13 protein-coding genes and 2 pseudogenes are annotated in these 20,232 nt (G+C 51.2%); 6 read left to right on the top strand and 9 right to left on the bottom strand.

Features of this window, described 5'->3' with window-relative positions; all coding sequences use genetic code 11:
• Window positions 1-3 precede the first annotated feature (3 nt).
• Both nblS and purD read right to left on the bottom strand, forming a co-directional pair.
• Entirely contained in the window at window positions 4-1,944 is a 1,941-nt protein-coding gene (gene nblS / locus ACM1PF_RS14065) for a two-component system sensor histidine kinase NblS (protein WP_416676646.1), read from the bottom strand.
• Window positions 1,945-2,051: 107 nt separating this feature from the next.
• Window positions 2,052-3,343 (bottom strand): annotated as a pseudogene (gene purD / locus ACM1PF_RS14060) (phosphoribosylamine--glycine ligase).
• Window positions 3,344-3,776: 433 nt separating this feature from the next.
• On the opposite strand from purD, the gene ACM1PF_RS14055 reads away from it, so the two are divergent.
• Complete coding sequence (locus ACM1PF_RS14055; RefSeq protein ID WP_416675551.1) at window positions 3,777-5,213, top strand: tetratricopeptide repeat protein; 1,437 nt, start codon at window positions 3,777-3,779, stop codon at window positions 5,211-5,213.
• Between the two features lie 19 nt (window positions 5,214-5,232).
• Here ACM1PF_RS14055 and ACM1PF_RS14050 read toward each other — a convergent pair whose 3' ends face one another.
• From ACM1PF_RS14050 to ACM1PF_RS14035, 4 genes and pseudogenes are all read right to left on the bottom strand, one after another.
• The gene (locus ACM1PF_RS14050) at window positions 5,233-6,036 is read right to left on the bottom strand and encodes a peptidase (RefSeq protein ID WP_416675549.1); all 804 of its coding nucleotides are present in this window, start codon (window positions 6,034-6,036) and stop codon (window positions 5,233-5,235) included.
• Between the two features lie 55 nt (window positions 6,037-6,091).
• A complete protein-coding gene (gene secG / locus ACM1PF_RS14045; protein ID WP_416675547.1) occupies window positions 6,092-6,364 on the bottom strand; it encodes a preprotein translocase subunit SecG in 273 nt (90 codons plus the stop codon).
• Window positions 6,365-6,417: 53 nt separating this feature from the next.
• Complete coding sequence (gene gpmI, locus ACM1PF_RS14040; protein ID WP_416675544.1) at window positions 6,418-8,016, bottom strand: 2,3-bisphosphoglycerate-independent phosphoglycerate mutase; 1,599 nt, start codon at window positions 8,014-8,016, stop codon at window positions 6,418-6,420.
• Between the two features lie 131 nt (window positions 8,017-8,147).
• Window positions 8,148-9,871, bottom strand: a pseudogene (locus ACM1PF_RS14035) (ABC-F family ATP-binding cassette domain-containing protein).
• Window positions 9,872-11,076: 1,205 nt separating this feature from the next.
• Here ACM1PF_RS14035 and ACM1PF_RS14030 point away from each other — a divergent pair.
• A complete protein-coding gene (locus ACM1PF_RS14030; protein ID WP_416675542.1) occupies window positions 11,077-11,313 on the top strand; it encodes a hypothetical protein in 237 nt (78 codons plus the stop codon).
• Here the strand turns inward: ACM1PF_RS14030 and ACM1PF_RS14025 are convergent.
• From ACM1PF_RS14025 to ACM1PF_RS14015, 3 genes are all read right to left on the bottom strand, one after another.
• Window positions 11,298-11,936 carry a pentapeptide repeat-containing protein gene (locus ACM1PF_RS14025; protein WP_416675540.1) on the bottom strand — a complete coding sequence of 213 codons (639 nt, stop codon included), beginning with the start codon at window positions 11,934-11,936 and terminating at the stop codon, window positions 11,298-11,300. The genes ACM1PF_RS14030 and ACM1PF_RS14025 overlap by 16 nt on opposite strands.
• A 99-nt stretch (window positions 11,937-12,035) precedes the next feature.
• Entirely contained in the window at window positions 12,036-14,336 is a 2,301-nt protein-coding gene (locus ACM1PF_RS14020) for a glycosyltransferase (protein WP_416675538.1), read from the bottom strand.
• Window positions 14,337-14,338: 2 nt separating this feature from the next.
• Window positions 14,339-16,444 carry a cellulose biosynthesis cyclic di-GMP-binding regulatory protein BcsB gene (locus ACM1PF_RS14015; RefSeq protein ID WP_416675535.1) on the bottom strand — a complete coding sequence of 702 codons (2,106 nt, stop codon included), beginning with the start codon at window positions 16,442-16,444 and terminating at the stop codon, window positions 14,339-14,341.
• 139 nt (window positions 16,445-16,583) lie between these two features.
• Here ACM1PF_RS14015 and ACM1PF_RS14010 point away from each other — a divergent pair, with 139 nt between their 5' ends.
• The 4 genes from ACM1PF_RS14010 to ACM1PF_RS13995 all read left to right on the top strand — a co-directional run bounded on the left by ACM1PF_RS14010 (window position 16,584) and on the right by ACM1PF_RS13995 (window position 19,993).
• Window positions 16,584-18,092, top strand: coding sequence for a hypothetical protein (locus ACM1PF_RS14010; RefSeq protein WP_416675532.1), 1,509 nt, complete (start codon window positions 16,584-16,586; stop codon window positions 18,090-18,092).
• A gap of 21 nt (window positions 18,093-18,113) precedes the next feature.
• Window positions 18,114-18,608, top strand: a complete 495-nt coding sequence (locus tag ACM1PF_RS14005; protein ID WP_416675531.1) for a hypothetical protein — start codon at window positions 18,114-18,116, stop codon at window positions 18,606-18,608.
• 81 nt (window positions 18,609-18,689) lie between these two features.
• Complete coding sequence (locus ACM1PF_RS14000) at window positions 18,690-19,226, top strand: hypothetical protein (RefSeq protein WP_416675528.1); 537 nt, start codon at window positions 18,690-18,692, stop codon at window positions 19,224-19,226.
• Window positions 19,211-19,993 carry a hypothetical protein gene (locus ACM1PF_RS13995; RefSeq protein ID WP_416675527.1) on the top strand — a complete coding sequence of 261 codons (783 nt, stop codon included), beginning with the start codon at window positions 19,211-19,213 and terminating at the stop codon, window positions 19,991-19,993. Before ACM1PF_RS14000 ends, ACM1PF_RS13995 begins: the two co-directional genes overlap by 16 nt.
• Window positions 19,994-20,232 lie beyond the last annotated feature (239 nt).

Here is a 20,232-nt window from a genome sequence, read left to right as displayed (position 1 = left end):
AAATTACGATTCTGGAGAACCCGGTAAAACCAGCTCATCCGCCGCCAACGTTTCCTGACCTGGCTCAAGATCATTTTGCTCAACCGTAGGCAAATTTTCAATCACAGGCGCGTTCTCCTGAAAGATTGCCAGATCAAACCAGAAAGTTGTTCCCACGCCCACTTCACTGACCAGATGCACCTCGCTGTGATGTTTCTCAATAATATTTCGCACGATCGACAGTCCCAGCCCTGTCCCTTCGAGGGTATGAACTCGATTCTCGACGCGGAAAAACCGATCGAAAATCGCAGCCTGATCCTCTGGATCAATGCCAATCCCCGTATCCGAAACTTCCACTCGAACATGGGTTGCCACAAAATGGGGATGCTCTGGCTCTAGTAAATAGGCCCGAATTGCGACCCGTCCACCAGAAGTCGTAAATTTCAGACCATTCCCCATCAAGTTAGAAAATACTTGTAGCAGCAAATCGTAATTGCCCAGCACAGGTGGTAAACCCGGTTCAATGTCCTGAACCAGCTCAATTCCCTTATCTCTAGCGTTGAGCTGATGGGTACGGATCGTTTGCTCGATCGGCTGCGTGATTTCAACTGCTTCAAAGTGATACCGCTTGTTGGATTCTAACCGTGATAAATCTAATACATCATTAACTAATCGCGTCAGGCGATCGGTTTCCCGGTTTGCAGTCTCCAAAAACTCCCGCCGTTCAACTTCATTCAAACTATCGCCATACTCATGCAAGGTTTCAATGAAAGACTTGATGTTGAATAAGGGCGTTCGCAACTCATGGGAGACATTGCTAATGAACTGACTCTTGGCTTCGTTTAGCTCCACTTCACGAGTAATGTCCTGCACTGTCATGGCAATGCCCCGCACATTCTCCCGATGTTGATCCAGAACGGTATTGAGCAAGAGTCTTACCGTGCGATTGGTGGGTTCAGGTAGGGCGATCCGAAACTCCGCTCCTTCCCGTAGTTCAGAGGGTGGATCACCAGAAGCAAGCTGATACAGGGGTCGGGTTAGCTCAATATTGACGGCACTTGGTAAATGATGCAACACATTCTCACCCACGATCGTCCCATTGCCATCCCAGGCAAAAATTCGCTGGGCCGTTGGGTTGGCCAAAATGACTCGCAGGCTGCTGTCTAACAAAACCGCTCCATCCGCGATCGTAGACATCAGCGTTTCCAATTTGGCTTTCTCGGCAGTGAGTTCCTCAATATTTTGTTCTTCGTAACTCTTTAGCCGCTCCGCCATTTCATTGAAGTTCAGAATTAGCTCACCCAATTCCCCCCGGACAGGCAGATCAATCCGCTGCTTAAAATTCCCGGCCGCAATATTCTTCACCCCAGATAAAAGTTCTTTAATTGGTCGGGTAATAATCAGCGCGTTGAATACCGCCCCCAAAATCACCATGACCCAGATGGAAATGTAGACGGCGATCGTCACATCCCGCGTCAGGTGAGATGAGGTTACTACGGTGGGGTTTGGGTTGATCCCCAAAGCCAATACCCCTAAATAGGAGCCGTTATAGTTCAATGGAATAAAAACGTCCGTCACCTCACCATCGGGGGTGATGTGCTGCCGTACCATTGGTTCTTCCAGGTTTTCGGCATAGTTATCGGGAAGCTGCATCCGCCGCCGGATGGTCAGGGAATTTTGCACTTCCGATTCAGAAAACGGAATTCCAAAGAAAATATTGCCGTCCTCATCCGCATAGAGCATATAGCGGACGCTGGAAGTGCTGCTGTAGAAGCTGTGGGAAAACCGAGCCAGTTCCGTACGGTTGTCTTCACCAATCAAAGGAGCCACGTTCGCAGCCAACAACAGCCCCAGATCCCGACCAAATCGGGTGTCATTCAGGCGAGCATCCTGCTGAATCGAGTTGACGGCCCAAAAGGTTAAACCACTCATGAGCAACGAAACGACCAGCGTGGCAACCGCCATCAGCCGAGTCTGAAGCGTGAACTCTGACCACCACCGAGCGATGATTTCCCTAATCTGGTTGAGCAAGTTTAACAAAACAAATCAACACCACTGAGCAAATAGTCCTACTATTCTATTATGCTCTGATGGGCAATCACCCGATATCCAATATCCCGTCGGTAATACATTCCTTCAAATTCGATACAATCCACCGCTGCATAGGCCTGGTCGATCGCCGCCTGAAAGCTTTCACCCACTGCGGTTACACCCAACACACGCCCACCGTCTGTCACCAGCTGATTTTGCTTGAGTTTCGTTCCCGCATGGAAAACAATGGCTCCCTTCGCCTCAGCCCGCTCAATGCCCTGCAGGGATAGACCCTTTTTATAGGTTTCGGGATAGCCATCTGATGCCACCACCACACAGGCAGACGCTCCTGGCTTCCATTCGATCGGCGGCAGTTGTTCTAGTCGTTGCTGGACACAAGCCATCAGAACGGTATCCAGAGGTGTTTCCAGCAGTGGCAGGACGGCTTGAATTTCTGGATCCCCGAATCGACAATTGAATTCGATCACCTTGGGATCACCCTCTGGCGTAATCATCAGCCCTGCATAGAGAACTCCACGGTAGTCAATGTCTCGCTGGCGTAAGACGGCGATCGTCGGTTCCAAAACCTCCTGCTGAATTCGTTCCATCAGCTCTGGAGTCACCACTGGAGTTGGGGCGTAGGCTCCCATCCCCCCCGTATTGCTCCCTGTATCACCTTCCCCAATGCGCTTATGATCCTGGGCGGAATCAGGGGACGGATCGTGATTCCATCCGTAACAGCCAGAACAGAAGCCTCCTGTCCGGTCAGATATTCCTCAATTACAATTTGCTGACCCGCTTTGCCAAACTGTCCCCCCAAGGCTGCCTCGATCGCCGTTATTGCTTCCTCAAGGGTCATGGCTACCGTCACACCTTTCCCAGCCGCCAATCCATCCGCTTTGACGACAATTGGGACATCCTGCGCTTTAACATAGGCGATCGCCCTGTCTAGCTCTGTAAACACCTTGGCTTTGGCCGTAGGAATCTTCGCTTCCTCCATCAAAGCTTTCGCCCACGACTTACTCGCTTCAATTTGGGAACCTGCCTGACTCGGCCCAAATACCATGAGTCCCTGCTGCTGCAAATAATCTGTAATACCTGCTGCTAGAGGAGCCTCTGGCCCAACCACGATCAACCCAATATTATTCACCAGGGCGAAGCGACTGATCCCCTCAAAATCATTAACCGATAACGCCAAATTGCGACAGCGCTCTAACCCTGCTGTCCCACCATTCCCAGGGATGCAAAAAACTTCTTGAATTCGTGCAGACTGTAGCAACTTCCATGCAAGGGCATGTTCGCGCCCTCCATTACCGACAACTAAGACTTTCACGCTCTGCTCACCCTCGTTGGTAATCGTCCAACTTGCTTATCATTCATCAAAGTTCAACTCATTATGTCATACCACCAGAGGAGCCGACTGGATAACGGGATAAACTGAGTAACTGATATTACTGAGTAGCTGATATTGAGTATCAATGGGTATCAATTGACCCCAGGCAAAAATCATGGGAAACCATAATCCGTTTGATCGAGTCAGTTGATTGAGTCAGTTTACTGTATCAATATGATTCATTCTGTGTAGAAGACCGTAGGAAAACTTGGATTAGTCTAAGCTGAATGATTAGACTGTTAGAGGTGTATCTCTGCAGGTTGCCTGGGCCGGTCTAACTCTAACAACTCACCTGGCGGACTGGCGCGGATTGGTTCAGATCAAGTCAGATTTGAAAAGTTGCATTTACAAGGATGAGAGAAAGGTCGAGCATATGTACGGCTTAAAACATTTCTGGGCAAATTTATCTGCGAATCCTGGCCTTGTTAATGATTTCCCGGTTCAACTTAGCCAGCGACACCGAGCACCCCAGCAACAGAACACCCCTCACAATATGCTGCAAATCCGTCTGACTGGGCTTTCCCCCCATCTCCAACAACTCCTGACTCTATTTCTTCTATCCTCTTCGATCGGACTCCCCCTGCTCCTCATACGTCCATCGATCGCCCAACCCACTTCCGAACCTCCCCCAGAGGTGCTGCCTGAACTGTCTCCCGATCTGCCCGATGTTCCGGCCACCTTTCCTGAACCCGCAGAAACGGTAGACGGTGCGCCCCGAAACCCATTGGAGTTAACCGAACCCGATCCTCTCTTGCCGACGCTGGTGATTGAGCGTCCCCTGAGTCCTCAAGAACGCAGTATTCTAGATGCATCCTTAAATGAGTTAAATCAGCAAGCTCAAGCAGCATTTCAGGCTGGAGATCTGGCAGGAGCATTTGAGCTTTGGAACCGGGAATTGCGCCTGAGGCGGTATCTGGGGGTTGAAGCAGAAGTGGGATCCCTCAGCCGGGTTGGGGAAATCGCCTGGCGAGAAAATCAGGTCACTGAGGTCAGGGTGATTACTCAACGGCTAGAAGATATTCAGCAGGAAGTGGAGGCTCGATCGCCCGTTGACTACGATCTGTTGCTACGCATTGCCCAGGCTTACCAATCCATGCGGGCCCGCGATCAGGCAGCAGCGTTATATGAAACCCTGTTGGTTCAGGCTCGACAGGAACAAAATCTGAACCGCGAACGCCAAATCCTCCAGGCACTCGGGGAAATGCACCTGGCATGGTTTGACTATCCCAACGCCTCCGATGCCTATCAGCAACTCTTAGTTTTAGCGCAAGCCCAAAACGATATTGAGCTTGAAATTTTTACCCTTCAACAGCTCTCACGGATTTATCAAGACAACCGCCAACCTGAAGAGGCGATCGTCGTTCAGCAACGCCTGGTAGACATCTATCAGAGCCGTCAAGAGTTCGATAAAATCTCAGCCCTGAAACAGCTGATTGGCGATGAGTATCTGGCGATTAACCGTCCTGATCTGGCTGCCACTAATTACCAGGAAGCCTTTGCCATTGCGCGATCGACTCAACAATATGCCTACGCTGGAGATGCACTTCAACGGCTAGCCAATCTCTATGTCACCCTCGATCGACTGGAGGATGCGCTAGTCGTCTATCAACTCTTGCTGGACGTACGGCAACAATCCTACGACGATTTTGGTATCATGAATACCCACGATCAGGTTGGGCAGATTCACCGAGCAATGGGCAACAACGGGCAGGCGGTGTCTTCATTTCGTCGCGCCTTAGAAATTGCTCAACGGCTTAACTACAAAGTTGCTTACTTTAATACTCAAATCGAGGAGCTACAAGCACAGTAACAATTCTTCTGGTCTATATCTACTCTTCTGAGATTTCCCACCCCAAGCGAGTCGGTTGCTGATAAATGCGCTTCAGGGTATTAATATCTCGATCGGAAATGGGGGGTGAGTGGCGAACCTGGGAAAAGTAGAGGGCATCGGTTTCGACGGGACTATGGCCCCAAATGCCGAGAGCATGCCCAATTTCATGGCGGGCCGTAGCCTGGGTATAGTCAGCGGTTTGATTGGGGGTGAGGTAAATCGTGAAGCGGTGGGAAATGCGAGCTGGTGCAGCAGAGGCCCGATCGACAAAGAATTGGTAGCGCGTTTCAGCCGCTCTGGCTCGTGGTAAAGCGGGAGGAGTGGGGGAATCTCCGGATTGTTCTGAAGCTGACCAGCCTTGCAGAGGAGGGGCACTGCGCCAAATGGTAATATCTGCGGTTTCTGGAGAGTCGATCGCCTGTAAAGGAATGTAGGGATTCCATTCCTCGATCGCAGCCCTGACTGACGTGACCCATTGCTGCGATCGTTCGATTGCTGATGGGTTTGATCCTGATGATCTTGATCCAGCGACTGATTCTACGAAAACTCGAACTGGAAACCTGGTCCAGATTAGATAACCCAGTAACGTCGGTTCAATCTCTGAAAAATAATCATCCAGTGGTTCTGCCATCTGCCATTGCTCTAAAGTGGGCGGCAGGGAGTGAACCTCTGGGGTGGGCAGGAGGCGATCGAGTTGTTCAGGTGTGGGGGAAGTGGGAGCCTGGGGTGCGTTCCGGGACAAGGTGGGTGAGAACTGTCCCAACCCAATCATGCAAACGATGATTCCAACAAAAATCAGCATAGGTCGGCACCGGAGCCATAACCTATGCTTCATTCGATGCAGCATCGCTTGTTGATTAAGGCGAGACGGGCGGAACGGGTGGAACCGTTGGCGGGGCAGCCGTCAACCAGCCCGCACTCAACACCACCGTTAGTCCCATAAAAACAGCCGTCAAGGCCCAGGTCAAACGGTTCAGCGTCACCTCAGCACTCTTGGTACTGGTGAACAGTTGGGCCTGTCCCCCTAAACCGCCTAAACCGTCGCCTTTTGGACTGTGGAGCAGCACCAGGATCACTAAACCCAGCCCAGAAACCGCCCAAAGGATTTCAACAATACCCGTTAATGTCATAAAAGTTGATTTGCGTAGCAGACACTACATCCCATTCTACAGGACATCCTATTCTACAGGGAAACCCGAACCGGGGTTCGATTCGACCGGAAATCCACATCAGCAGACAAAATCATCGATCGCCCCGTCATTTCCTCGGGTTGAGGAATGTTCAGCAGTTGCAGAATCGTGGGGGCAATATCCGCCAGAGTGCCATCCGATCGCAGGGCTACATCGGTTCCGTGTCCTGGGATCTTTCGCCCTTCCCCTTCCACCAGAATGAACGGCACTGGATTGGTGGTGTGAGCAGTCCAGGGGTTGCCATCCTCATCCCGCATCAGTTCCGCGTTACCGTGATCCGCAATGATAATGGTCGTGCCGCCCGCCTGACTGACCCCCTCCAGCAATCGTCCCAGACAGTGATCGACGGTTTCCAGGGCTTTAATCGTGGCTTCAATATTTCCCGTATGTCCCACCATATCCGGGTTGGCATAGTTGATTACCACCAGGGAATAAATTCCCTTTTCGATCGCCGTAATCACCCCATCCGTTACCTGAACCGCAGACATAGCGGGGGCGCGATCGTAGGTTGCCACCATGGGGCTCGGCACCAATCCCCGTTCTTCCCCAGAGAATGGTTCTTCGATGCCGCCGTTGAAGAAATACGTCACATGGGCGTACTTTTCCGTTTCAGCCGTGCGGAACTGCCGGAGACCATGATTCGAGACCACCTCTCCCAGAATGTTATTCAGGTTTTGTGGCGCAAAGGCAACCAGCACCGGGAAACTGGGATCGTACTGGGTAAATGTGGCAAAGCTGAGGGGTTCAATCTGCGTCCGCTCAAACGCCTGAAAGTTGGGATCAATAAAGGCCTGGGTTAACTGGCGGGCCCGATCGGGACGGAAGTTGAAGAAGATCACCCCATCTCCCGATTCCACTGCCCCTGGAGCAATGCGAGTGGGCAGAACAAATTCATCGGTAATCTCAGCATCATAGGAGGCTTGCAGAACTTCCAGCACCGATCGCCCATCCCCATCCCCATCCTGGGTCATCACCTCGTAAGCTTTTTGGACGCGATCCCAGCGACGATCCCGATCCATGCTGTAGTAGCGACCGCTAAGAGTGACAATTCGTCCGATGCCAAATTTATCGATATACCCCTGGATGGTTTGCAACTCCCGAAAGCCATCGGTAGGTTTCGTGTCCCGTCCATCGGTGATGGCATGGATACAGACTTCGGAAATGTTTTGCGCCTTGGCAAGTTTCAGCAGTCCAGTGATGTGTAACAGGTGAGAGTGGACTCCCCCTTCCGAGCAAAGCCCCACCAGATGTAGCTTGCCGTCGCGCTGCTTGACCTCCTGGCAAAGCTTAACTAGGGCAGGATTCTCCAGGAGCGAATCATCCTCCACTGCATCCGTAATGCGAACCAGCTCCTGGGGAACCACTCGTCCGGCTCCAATGTTGAGATGCCCCACTTCGGAATTGCCCATCTGTCCGTTGGGCAGTCCCACGCTTTTACCCGAAGTACTGATCAATGTGTGCGGATAGGCAGCCCAAAGGCTATCCATGACCGGAGTATTGGCAGCCATGATCGCGTTGCCATCGGAATCTTCTCGATAGCCCCAACCATCTAGAATCACCAGCACAACTGGAGAAATCGGCTTTTGCGCCATGTGAATAGCCCTTCAACTTTACACAATTTCTAAGAAATAATACCATTCAGTCTTTCAGACTGTTGCCCCAACGTCAGGAAGTCAAAGTATCTCATTAAAACTTCACTGACTCACAAACCCTTACCTTCAGATTACGCTTTTGCCTTTTTGGCTTCCCGCTTCTGCTTGTCTTTCTCTCGTTGCTTTTGTCGTTTTGCATCTGCTTTAGCCGCTTTTTCCGCAGCAATTTCTGCTAACTTTATTCTCTCTTTTTCTTCGTTGATCTTGTCTAGATAGTAATGATAATCTCCTCGATACAACCGCAATTCTCCATCGCGCAGTTCGACAATTTTGTTCGCTACCTGCGAGATAAAGTAGCGATCGTGGGAGACGACAATTACCGTCCCCTCATAGTTTTGGATAGCTTCCTCCAGCATCTCCTTCGCAGGAATATCCAGGTGATTGGTCGGCTCATCCAGCATTAATAAGTTAACGGGGCGGAGCAGCATTTTCGCTAATGCCAATCGGGCTTTCTCCCCCCGCTCAGGGCTGCCACCTGCTTAAACACCGTATCTTCACTAAAGAGAAATCGCCCTAAAAGTGTTCGGACTTCCTGATTCGTCCAGTCCGGAACTTCATCGTGAATCGTATCAACAACTGTCTTGGTTAAATCCAGAGCCTCCGCCTGATTTTGCTCAAAGTATCCGGGGATCACGTTATGATCCCCTAACTTAACCTGGCCCTCCGTGGGCTGCTCCATACCCATCATCAGTCGGAGGAGGGTCGATTTGCCGGAGCCATTGGGCCCCACCAGAGCAATGTGATCTCCCCGTTCGATCAGCAATTCTGCACCTAAAAATAAAATATCTTCACCATAAACATGGGTCAGATCTTGAATCTTCACCACTTCCCGACCACTGCGCGGAGCAGGCGGAAACCGAAAGTGCAACGATCGCAGATCTCCCACCGGAGCTTCAACCAGTTCAATTTTTTCTAACTGCTTCTCGCGGCTCTTGGCCTGGGTACTGCGGGTGGCGCTAGCCCGAAATCGATCGACGAAGGCTTGCTGTTTTTCCAGTTCCTTTTGCTGACTCTCGTAAGCACTCATCTGAGCTTCACGGGCGATCGATTTTTGCTCCAGATAGGCACTGTAGTTACCTAAATAAGTCGTCGAAATGCCCCGTTCCGTTTCCACAACCTGCGTGCAGAGCCGATCGAGGAATTCCCGGTCGTGGGAAACGATCACCATTGGTGTCGTCAGTCCCTTCAGGTAAGTTTCCAGCCACTCGATCGTTTCTAAGTCCAGATGGTTGGTCGGCTCGTCCAGCAGCAGCAGATCGGGTTCTTGCAGCAGAATTTTGCCTAAACTCATCCGCATCTGCCAGCCGCCGCTAAAATCACTGACCAGACGGTCGCCATCGTCCAGCTTAAACCCTACCTCTGGTAAGATTTTCTCCACTCGCGCATCCAGCTCATACCCATTCAATGCTTCAAACTGTCGCTGCAGGCGATCGAGTTGATGAATCAGATCCTCCAGAGCTTCCGGGCTGGCCGACTGCATCTGGTGCTGCACCTGTATCAGCCGTTCATGTACCTGATTCGCCTCCGCAAAGGCTCGCCAGAGTTCTTCCCGTACCGTATGCCCTGGCTCTACATCAAATTCCTGGGTCAAATAGGCGATTTCCAGGCTGGCTGGCTTAATCACCTCCCCCGTAGTCGGCTCCTCTGCCCCGGTAATGATCTTTAGCTGCGTCGATTTTCCTGCGCCATTTACGCCCACCAGTCCGATCCGATCGCCCGGTTTAACTTCCCAATTCACATCCTTCAGGACTTCTCCGGTCGGATAAATTTTGCTGATGTGTTCTAGGCGTAGCATCGAATTCCTCTCGGTAGGGATGGCAGCGGATACCAGCGTAACTTTTCTTCGTTAACTTTAACAAATGCTGGTTCTTTTACTCGATCGTTCTGGTTTTGTGATTTTTTTAGCTCTCTATAAGCTCTCTATAAGCCCATTGCAGCCAGTTCATTGACGCATGGCGGAGCTGATCGCCCCTGGTCAATTCTGGGCTAACGGCAGCAGCAGGGGTAGGCAGATGAGAGGATGATGCTGTTGCTCTGGATGGGAAAAAGATGGGAAAAGGGCTGTTCACCGAGCCAAGGGGAGTCTTAACCAGTACCTCCGAGATGACTCAATGGAAACAGCCAATTGCATCACATGACTCAAACATTCTGCTCTGTTGCGATCGAAGGTGGGGCGCGATCGGGAGCATGATTCTGAGATGTGACTGTAATGTGATTTTGATGCGATTTTGAGAAGTAGCTGTAATAGAACGTGATCAAACACGGTTGAAGCTAGATGCGATCGAGGGGAGATGCTTTAAAAGCTGAACCCCGTCAGTCACCTGAACAAGATAGGTTTGAACAAAGCTTCCACCTAACTTTTGGTGATAAAGACAGTCGGTAGATTACCAAAATCAAGAATTTGATTCGGAAACAGAATCACTAAATCCTTCGTTTCATGGTTCTTGTTTTGAGGTCAAGTTGATAAGTCGGCTGATCGTTGTGCCACCGATTTCCTAGCCGATCTCCGGAGGATTTAGATTTGGAAAAAACGTACATCAGCGGCAAAAGACTAATCGACCAAACAGCAAGCGATAAAAACCAAAGCATGGTTAAAAACTTCCACTCAACACTCAATAGCATTCCCACATTGGGGAAGAACCTTATCGATCCGACAATTCAATCTTGCTGAGAGCCTATCTGAAAACCCCGTCAGAGATTTTGGATGCCAAAAACTCTAGCGAGTTCTCGGATAAGCACTTCGTGCAGATTAGTTGTGAACGCGCACGACAATGCGCCCCAAACCATAACTGAGCTCCCAGTTGACTGAGTTGCCGTGGTGGGTCGGTAAAGTCCGTCGATATCATCGCATAAATTTCAATTTTAATGAAGGATATCTATGCACAATTAGAGCGATTGAATGGGATGAACTGCGATCGCTGTACAGTATGCTACGTCAGCAAATCACACTCACCACGTTCCCTAATCACACCATTGTAGTGATCAATATCATGTTTATCTGTGCTTAATGTCACAAAGTTGAGCGATCCCCATCACATTGAACTCCGGCGCGATCGTGTTTTCCCACCAGAACGACGGCTGAGAAGTTCGCCCACCTCCGATCGGATTCTTTTCGACCAGATTCTTTTCGACCAGATTCTTTTCGACCAGATTCTTTTCTGCAAGATACAGCCGATCGCCTCGCTTCTGGGGAGTTCAACCACCAGATTCTTCCCAGCAGACTATCGACAGTCCTGATTTTCAATGCGAAGGTTGGGCATCACTGTATTGCATAAAGAGACTTGTCTCAAGTAGGTGCCGTTGAGATTGGCTCCACTGAGGTCGGCGCGAACCAGTTCGGCTTCCTCTAAATTGCCGCCTTCAAAATCGACCCCCCGCAAATTAGCTCCTGTCAGATTGGCTTGCCGGAGATAGGCCCCTCGCAAGTTAGCTCCCGCCAGATTCACATTCGCCAGATTCGCTGCTTCCAGGTTCACGCCCTCTAAATCGACATTCTGGAGATTGGCACCCAGCAACACTGCTTGCCGGAGATAGGTTCCCCGCAGATCCGCATTGACTAAATTGACTCGTTCCAGGCGCGCGTTTTCTAAATTGGCTCCCCGCAGGCTCACACCCGCCAGATCGGCTCCACTCAAATCTGCCCGCCGCAAATAAGCTCCTTCTAGCGCGGCCCCTCGCAAGTTAGCCCCTTGCAACCTCGCATTTTCCAGGTTGGCTCCCCGCAAATCACAGCGCTCACAATTGCCCGTATCCAACAATCGCTGTACCAGTCTTGGCTCAGCAGTATGACCCGAATCAGCCAACACCAGCAAGAGTAACGGCAGACTGAATAATAGGGATGAAGGGATGAATTTAGCCATGGGTGCGTCCTTCAGAATAGGCTGAGTCAAAGAACCAGGGGGCGGATGTTTTTCTATTCTATAAATCCTGGACAGCAAATCCAGGACGGCAGCAAAGCCTCACTCAGCAGAGGTTGATTCATTGTGCTGGAAGAATTTACTCAGCCCATGCTTTGTTTTCTCCCAGTAGAAAGTGTTGGCGTACAGTTGCCAAATCGCAATGTACCCTGCAACCGAGTGCAGTAACCAGTAAAAAGGATTGAGTAAGGAATAGAAAATCAGCTTGTAGTAACGACGACGAAATACAGCAATCATGTTCAGATAAATACCGAGCGCGTTACCAAAGATGAGATTGAATAGAGAAATGTATAGCACCCATTCAGGATACAGGTAATCCAGCCAGGATGCTCGGCTGGCCAACCAGTAGAAGAAGATGATCCATAGGATAGGGGTGGCAATGAAGGATAGAATTGTCCCCCCCATAAAAAGTTGAGCTGCTGCCCATTTACGCACCCCTAACCGCCGGATGGAACGTACCGGATAACGAGTATGCACCAGCCAGGTTTGCATGTATCCCTTGAGCCAGCGCGATCGTTGCCGGATCCAGTTTCCCAACTGACAGTTCGCTTCTTCAAACGTGGTGGAATTAATTACCCCAATTCGATAGCCGCGCTCACTGGCTCGAATTCCCAGATCAGCATCCTCGGTGACGTTAAATGGATCCCAGCCGCCTAGCTCCCGTAACCGATTAAGCTGAAAATGGTTACTGGTGCCCCCTAAGGGAATGGGACAGCGGAGGGTTTGCAGCCCCGGCACAATGTAATCAAACCAGTAGGAATACTCCAGGGTAAACATCCGCGTCAAAATATTTTCGTCGTAATTAAAGTAGTTCAACGCCGCCTGGACGCAGATCAAATCTGGAGTGCTGGTTCTAAAGGCAATAATTGCCTTTTTCAGTTGATCGGGTTCGGGAATATCCTCGGCATCGTAAATGGTGAGATACTCTCCTCTCGCAAAGGGCAGGGCATAATTTAAGGCCTTTGGTTTCGTCTTCGGTTGACTCTCTGGCACATAAATAAAGCGGATGTAGCGGGGCGGATGGATCGATCGCGCGGACTCAATCGTCACCGTATCGTTTTCTTCCAATAGCAGCAACACATCTAACCGATCTTTGGGATAGTCTAGTTGATCGAGGGCTTGCACCAAAATCGGCAAAACTTCTGGCTCATTGTAGACCGGAATCAGGATGGTATAGAGCGGTAGCGATCGATCGTCCAGAGCCGCCACTTCTTCATCACTAATGCGATACAGTTCGTCCAGGGCACCAACCAAACTTAGAACCAGTTTAAACCCGATCGCGGCAATGAAGAATAGATTCAAAAGGGCCATTAAAACGGCTAGCGTCAACCACCAGTTCGACAACAAGCCCCAAAAAATCGCAATCACCAGCGCGTACATCCCTAACATTTGGGACAGAGTAAAAACCCGAGAGGCCGAAATCTCTGGGAAATGAGTCATCAACTGGTAAGTGGCTCGCCAACTGAATTGTCGTTGATACAGCTGATCCACCAGTGCAGTAATGTCTCGTTCTGTCCCCAGCACCTTAAACAAACGCACTCCAGGACGTTTGGCATAGATCAACGCCTCGACCATCATATCGAGCGGACGCTGCACAATCACCATCAAGGTTTGCTCATCCACCCAGCCATAGGGTAAAAACAGGTGGGTCAGCAATGCCTGCTGATCAAATTGCTGGATCAGATCCATGTCCGCCTCAGGGAGGACGATCGCCTCATCCCGAAAGAGCAGCGGCAGATCGAGCAAATCAGCAACCATCTGGATATAGTCCATCCCTGAAATATGGCCCTGTCCCGTCAGCAGTTGCCCAATGGATAGGTTCGTGTATTGACTGGTATCGCGCACCGCTTCCCACTCCGCTGCCGTGAGCATTCGAGCAGTCATCAGCCTCGTTTCCAGGCTAGATTCCACAATCAAGGATTGAATCTGATTCCGAGTCGCCAGCACAATCTGAGTGGATAAGGTCAGAAATTGCAGCTGAACTGTGGCGATCGCAGCAGGATTCTCCCATACCTCTGTGGCAATGACCACGGTGCCATCCTCCAGTTGGGCACAGGGAAAGAAGCCCATCCGGTTCAGCTCGGCAGGTTGAAACTCCCTCGCCAGCCGGAAATCCAATTCCTGATGCGGTTCAGCCAGCCATTGCTTCAAAGTCGGTCGCTCAATCACCTCAGCAACGATTTCCAGAAACGCCTCTGGAGCCATCAAGTTCAAACGCCAGAGTGCCTCAGCCAGCGAACAGGAGGTCGCTTGACTGAGATCATAGGCAGCGCGAAACTGCTCCTGCGACAGCCGTTGTTCATTGAGCAGTCGCGCCTCAATCTGAGTTTCAACCGGGGTCATGGCTATTCCTCACCGCTAATTTCTGGCTCTGTTGCAGGAGGTCTGGGGGCTTGACCTAAACGCCGATAGACCAACCAGACGATCGCTGCACCGATGGCTAATCCGAGCAGGATCAACGGAATCCGATAGCGCCGCAGAAAGACTGGCCAATTAAAGTCACTGGGATAATCCACCTGTAAGGTGCGCCGACTTAAATCCCAACTCTGAATCCCGCCCGAGTTGGTATAACTCACCACGTTGCCGTTTAATTGCGCTGCCAGCAGGGTTCGAGGTTCTGCCAGGGAAGCTGCCAAACGAGCTGCTACTTGCGGCTGATTTCCCCACCAGGACAGCCAGAGCGTCGGTCGATCCTGATGGGAAAAATATTGCAGAATGCCTAGATTTTCAGTGGGATCAACCACCAACAACCGCTCCTGATTGACAGGATTGTAGACCTCAAACCGATCGTCCAGACGTACCGGAGTCGAAAAATCAGCTTGCTCAGGGGGAGTCACCACCAGCCGCCAAGCTGGCAAATCTCCCTGTCTGGGCAGGTTTGACCAGTTTTCCACCTGACGAGCATCAACGATTTCAGGAACCATGGGGGTACGCGCCAGACGGGTCACTGTTCCCAACAAGTAGGCAGCAGCGGCCAGCGTTTCAGGCTGAGAACTATCCACCACTATCTGTCCATCCCGACGACTGAACAGGTAGGGCAGGTCACTGAAATCCCCCGTTGGATCCTGATAGGCATCCCAACTGAGATAAGAGTTTCCATGCAGTTGGAAGGTCATTTCCGTGGGGCTAACCAGACAGTTCCCTTCGGAGGGAACGTAGGCCACCACCACGGACAGATTGTTGTTGGCGTTGAGTTGGCTGACCGGGAGAGCCAGATTTTCCCGGAGTTGCGTTGTTTCGTTCAGGTTGTAGGTTTCCACCAGGGTGTCATTGAGGTAGACCTGGGCATTCAGCCGCTCCTGCTGGGCCCGATCGATCGGTGTCCAAGTGGCTTCAATGCTGGCAATCAGGTTCCTGGGACGACCTCCCAACTGGGCTAGATTAAAGGGTACATCAATGGTTTGGGTGCCAAAAAAGCGACGCGGCCCATCTCGAAATCCCAGAACCCGGAAGGATCGCGCCAGGGGCAAACGCTCCTCTGCTGGCAGTGTCACCTCTTCCACATTTAGCCCTTCACTGACGAGCGCAGGGTCAGTCGTCAGATCCAGCAATGCCTGTACAGCTTGCATATCTGCCCGGACTTCGAGATTTGCGCCGCTACGCTGAATATCTGCCCCCTCTGTGCCTCTGCGCAAAAAGACTTGTCCCGTCGTTGGGGGTTGGGTTGGATTGAGCGGCTGATTTGCAGTGGTCTGGTTCGTCGGACTGGGCTGGGGAGCCGGAGCCCCTGGCGGTTGAGGTGCGATCGCCGGAGTGTTGCCCTGCTGCCATAGCACCGATGTTCTGCGATCGCGGAACTGATAGGTTAGGACACTGTACAGAGACAGGGCAGCTGAGGCTTCCTCAGGCGTGAGATCGGCGGGGACATTCAGCACCACCTGGCTGTAAAAGGGGCGAAAAAAACCCAGAATGCTCTGATCTTGCCGCAGCGGATTGATTTGGAAAAAGCTGTCATTGCCAACCGTGAGAAACAGATTACCCGTTGGCAAATCCTGACAGTAGTTCCGACTGATGTAAAGATAGGGCTGAATTTCCAGATTGATGAATTGCGTTTCAGGGGGGAGTGACGGCAAAGGCAAGGTCACGATCGGATTTTCCAGGAGGGTTTCCACTGGAATCACCTGTTCAATCTCACCGTTGATTAGCAGCCGGACGGTTGCTTCTGGATCCAGCTGTGGGGAGGGTTCTAATCGCAGCCGCACAAAACTCGTATTAGGGTTAATTCCCCCAGGGGGATGGGGAACCCCCACCGCGAGTTCTGGGTTAACGCCTCTGAGAATCACAGACCGTTCATAACCCAGGGCTTCAAACGGAATCACCTCTGCTTTAGCAATACTGGCTGCCAGCAGCAGGGTCAAAGAACTAAGAATGGATGCTACGAGTTGCCTCTGGGGAGAAGCGAAGGATTTAATCACTCGCAGCATTGCGTGGAGTTGAGGAGTCTGAACCATTTAAATCTAAAATGTTCTTTGCGAAAACCCTCAGTACAGCGCAAATAAAGCTTTCTGGCACTGCTTGTGAAAAACTTAATTTACAAAGTACTTGGGAACTTCAATTAAAATTTCAGTTAACCAAGTTCGCGCACCCCTAATGATGGTTAAGTATTCTACAGGAACCGTGGCAATTTGTATCGGGATCCTCTTCGCGGTCAGTATAGCCTCCCTTTTGTTTTGGCTTTATCAATATGGCTGTATTCCCCAGGAATTTCCCTACTTAGGTGCAAAAGCATTGCTTGCCTATGAAGGGCCGGAACCGCGATTTGAATCCTTTGGATATGTTTTTCCGCCGTTCATTGTGTATGGGGTGTTGATGACTGGAACCTCGCCGATCGCATTCCAGGCACTGGTGGGCGGCGGGTTGGCGGGCTTGGTGGTGCAGCAAATTGGACGCATGGATGTGCCCCAGATTTGGAAAGTGATCTGGGCGATTTTGATTCTGCTCCATCCCAGTTTTCTCTTAATGGTGCTGTACCGCCCAGACTGGACGACGGCGGTGCTGCTGCTGCTGGGGGTAATGACGCTGCTGCTGGATTTAGCCCAGGAACGGGACAAACGACTGCTTTCGACGGGGCTGGCCCTGGTACTCCTGGGATTAGCTCTGGCCCCTTTGATGCTTGTGCGTTTTGAAGCCTGGTATTTGCTGCCAATTTTGGCCATTACAATTTTTGTAACGTTTTATAACACTGAACCAATGGGATTTCAGGTTTCCGCCGTCCTGGTGGTGCTGTTCATGAGTTTGGTGGCGATCGGCGCATTTTTGTACTTCAACTGGATTACCACGGACGACCCTTTCTACTTCACCAACAGTTCCTATGGGTCACTTCAGCAAGCCCGAAACTTATCTCTAGTCCAACAGGAGAAATTTATTCCCAGCATTGGAGTGACCCTACGATGGCTGATGCCGATCGCTCCTGCTTATCTGCTCACCTTTGTTGGGGTTGTCCTCAGTTCTTCCAAACATCGGTTAGGGTTAGCTCTGATTTTGTTGCTACCAATATTCATGCTGATGGTTTCTTTCTGGCAAGGGTTGTTTTTTCCCTCCGCCAGCTACTTCGGGTTATTCTTCGGACTTTTACCCGTAATCTGGTGGCATGCTTCTCCCCATAAGCTGCTGAGCCGTCTTCTCCTAACCATTGCCCTGGTCGTGAGTTTGTTCTACACTGGGCACTTACTGGAGCAAAATCAGTTTGCTCCCGAAGAAACTTTGCTCTGGAGTCAGATCAGCGGTCGTCCCTTACCAACCTCAATGGCGATCGAACAGTCCGCTCAACTGTGCGAGGCGGAGCGAGAAATAGCCCAATTGGTTTCCGGTACGCTCACAAGCACTCAGCGAATCTTAACGGATGATACGGTTGGATCATCCATCCTGTACCGTCTGCGTCGTCCTAATTCGTTCGTTTTGCCCCATCAGTACGAGTTTGTTCCCGCCTTACAGCGCCCCGAACTCTACGTAGACTATATTCTTCTGGCGGGGCCGTCATCGCCGGTAGCGGCGCGAGACAGGGTTGCATCATTTTGGTTTCAACGCTCGCCAGGTGAGATCCCTGGGTTTCAACTGGTTCGAGAGAATCCCTATTTTCAACTCTTGCAACGGGTCTAACCCGTATCCTCAACCAGCACTATGAAGTTCTTGCGAAATCGCTACTCTCGACGGCAGGTTTACCGTGGTTTACTTGCAACCTCCCTCCTTTCTAGCCTGGGCTTTCCAGGATGTCAGAAAGCTATGACCAACGCGATCGCCGCTGATAGACTCCGGGACAGCCCCCAGGAATGGTTGCTTGGCATTGGAGCCGATCCCTATCGATTTTTAAGAGAGTCCAAAGATACCACGACCGTCGATACGATCGCCCAGGCCTGGGCACCGCAATTTCTTTCAGCCTGGCTGAATAGTTTTGACAACCAGCGTGGCGATCTTAGCGACTGGGACAATTTGTACCACTCTGGACAACTCGCAGCCTGGTTTGACCGGGGCTACACCCTGCACGTCATCACCTGGGAAAACGACGAGAACCGACCTGCCGGACAGTATCACATCTCGGAGCAATATCTGCGGGATATTACTCAACTGGCACGCTACATCCAGCAGGTTAATCCAGACCAACGCCCCACCTACTGAACCTTAGCCACCGAGTTCTCCTACTGGCCCATCCCAGCGGATACCTACAATGAGGCAACGGCTCCTTACTATCAGACCCTGATGCAAAATTTGCGACGAGCCAGAACCATTATCAAAGACCATCTACCTAATGCCTGGGTTGCGCCCAGTTGGGGGGGATGGGTGGCCACCTTTGATAATCCGGCGACCGGCAGTGGGCGCAGCATGATTCCTCCCTTCGAAGCTTTTATGCGAGAGATGGACGGCGTTGCGTTTCAGTCGATGCGTCCTCGACGGACGGGCGAAGCCAATTCCAACACCAATACGCCTGACGTGGGCAATCCGGCACAAATTTTGCAGTGCTGTCGGGTATTTTCCCAGTATCATCGCTCCTTAATGGTGTCCCATTACGAACCCTGTCTCAAGGAGGCTCATCCTAATGGTGGACGAGCGGACACCGTTGCCCATGACTTTTTATTGATGATGCGACCAGACTGGCTCCGGGAAGCCACTCAACTCGGACTCAATAAGTTTTCGCTGATGCATTATGGGCTATACAAGGAAGATCCCTATGGGTGCCTCACCGCAGCAGAAACGTTTCGGAAAATCGTGAGGCAAAGCACATGGGCAACTGGATAAGTCGCTGGATGCAGGTTACAGCCCCGATCGGGTTGTCTTCTCTACTCTGGTTAGGGAATGCCCCCTCTGCGATCGCAAATGGCTTTACCCAGCCTCAAGGTAGCACCTTTACCGGGTTCACAGTCCGCACCTTTACGGCCGATGATTTTGAGAAAATTGAACTGGAAGCTTACGTCGAGTATGGCTTAGAAGACGACATTACCCTGATTCTCAAGTTGCCCTATGCCTGGATCGAGGATGAATTCAATGGCGAAACCGTCGATAATGCTGGATTTACTGATCTTGAATTGGGGGTGCGCTGGCGGTTTAATGATCTGGATTCACCCATCGCCACCTCGTTGCAGGGGACGGTTTTCATTCCATTGGGCTACGACTCAAACGCTGAATTACCTCTGGGTCGGGGTGCCGTTGGGTTAGAAGTTCGCGTACCGGTGAGTCAGGGGTATCAATTAGCCGGGCGGAATGGCTTCTGGTCGGTTGAGGCAGCCTATCGGCAGTATCTGGATAGTGATGTCAGTAATGAGATCCGGTTGTTGGGAGAAGTCAGCCAGGATATTATCGATCGTGTGGCACTGGCCGCCCAACTGGAGCAGTCCTTTGCAGTGGGGGGGGATGAGCGTTTCCGTGACGAAACCCAATTTACGAAACTAACCGGACAGATCTGGTTCCGAGCCACCGATCGCCTCACCTTTGTCTTTGGTGGCTATACGAATGTGGCCGGATCTGAGGGCAGGGGTTTAGAGGGACGAATCTGGTATCAGTTTTGAGCAGATTTTGATCGGGTTGAAGGGTGCGCCAGATTTTACCTTGTCGCTTGCCCTGCTTCCAACACTATCGCTGACAACCGCGCCTACATACAAGGGGCGCACTGCTGTACGCTCTGACAGCCGATTTTGCAAAAATTGGGATGCCATTTGATTGCAGATCCCTTAGAGCATTGCGATAAAAAAATTTACTCAGAACCGACTGGAGTCGTGGCGATCGCTATTAGACTAAAAGTAGAGAG

The sequence above is a fragment of the Egbenema bharatensis FJBBOT/2019 genome (genome assembly GCF_048077055.1).
In the GTDB taxonomy this organism is placed as follows: Bacteria; Cyanobacteriota; Cyanobacteriia; order Elainellales; family Elainellaceae; genus Egbenema; species Egbenema bharatensis.
Note: the sequence above shows the minus strand (reverse complement) of the source record. Positions and strands in the feature narration are given on the sequence as shown.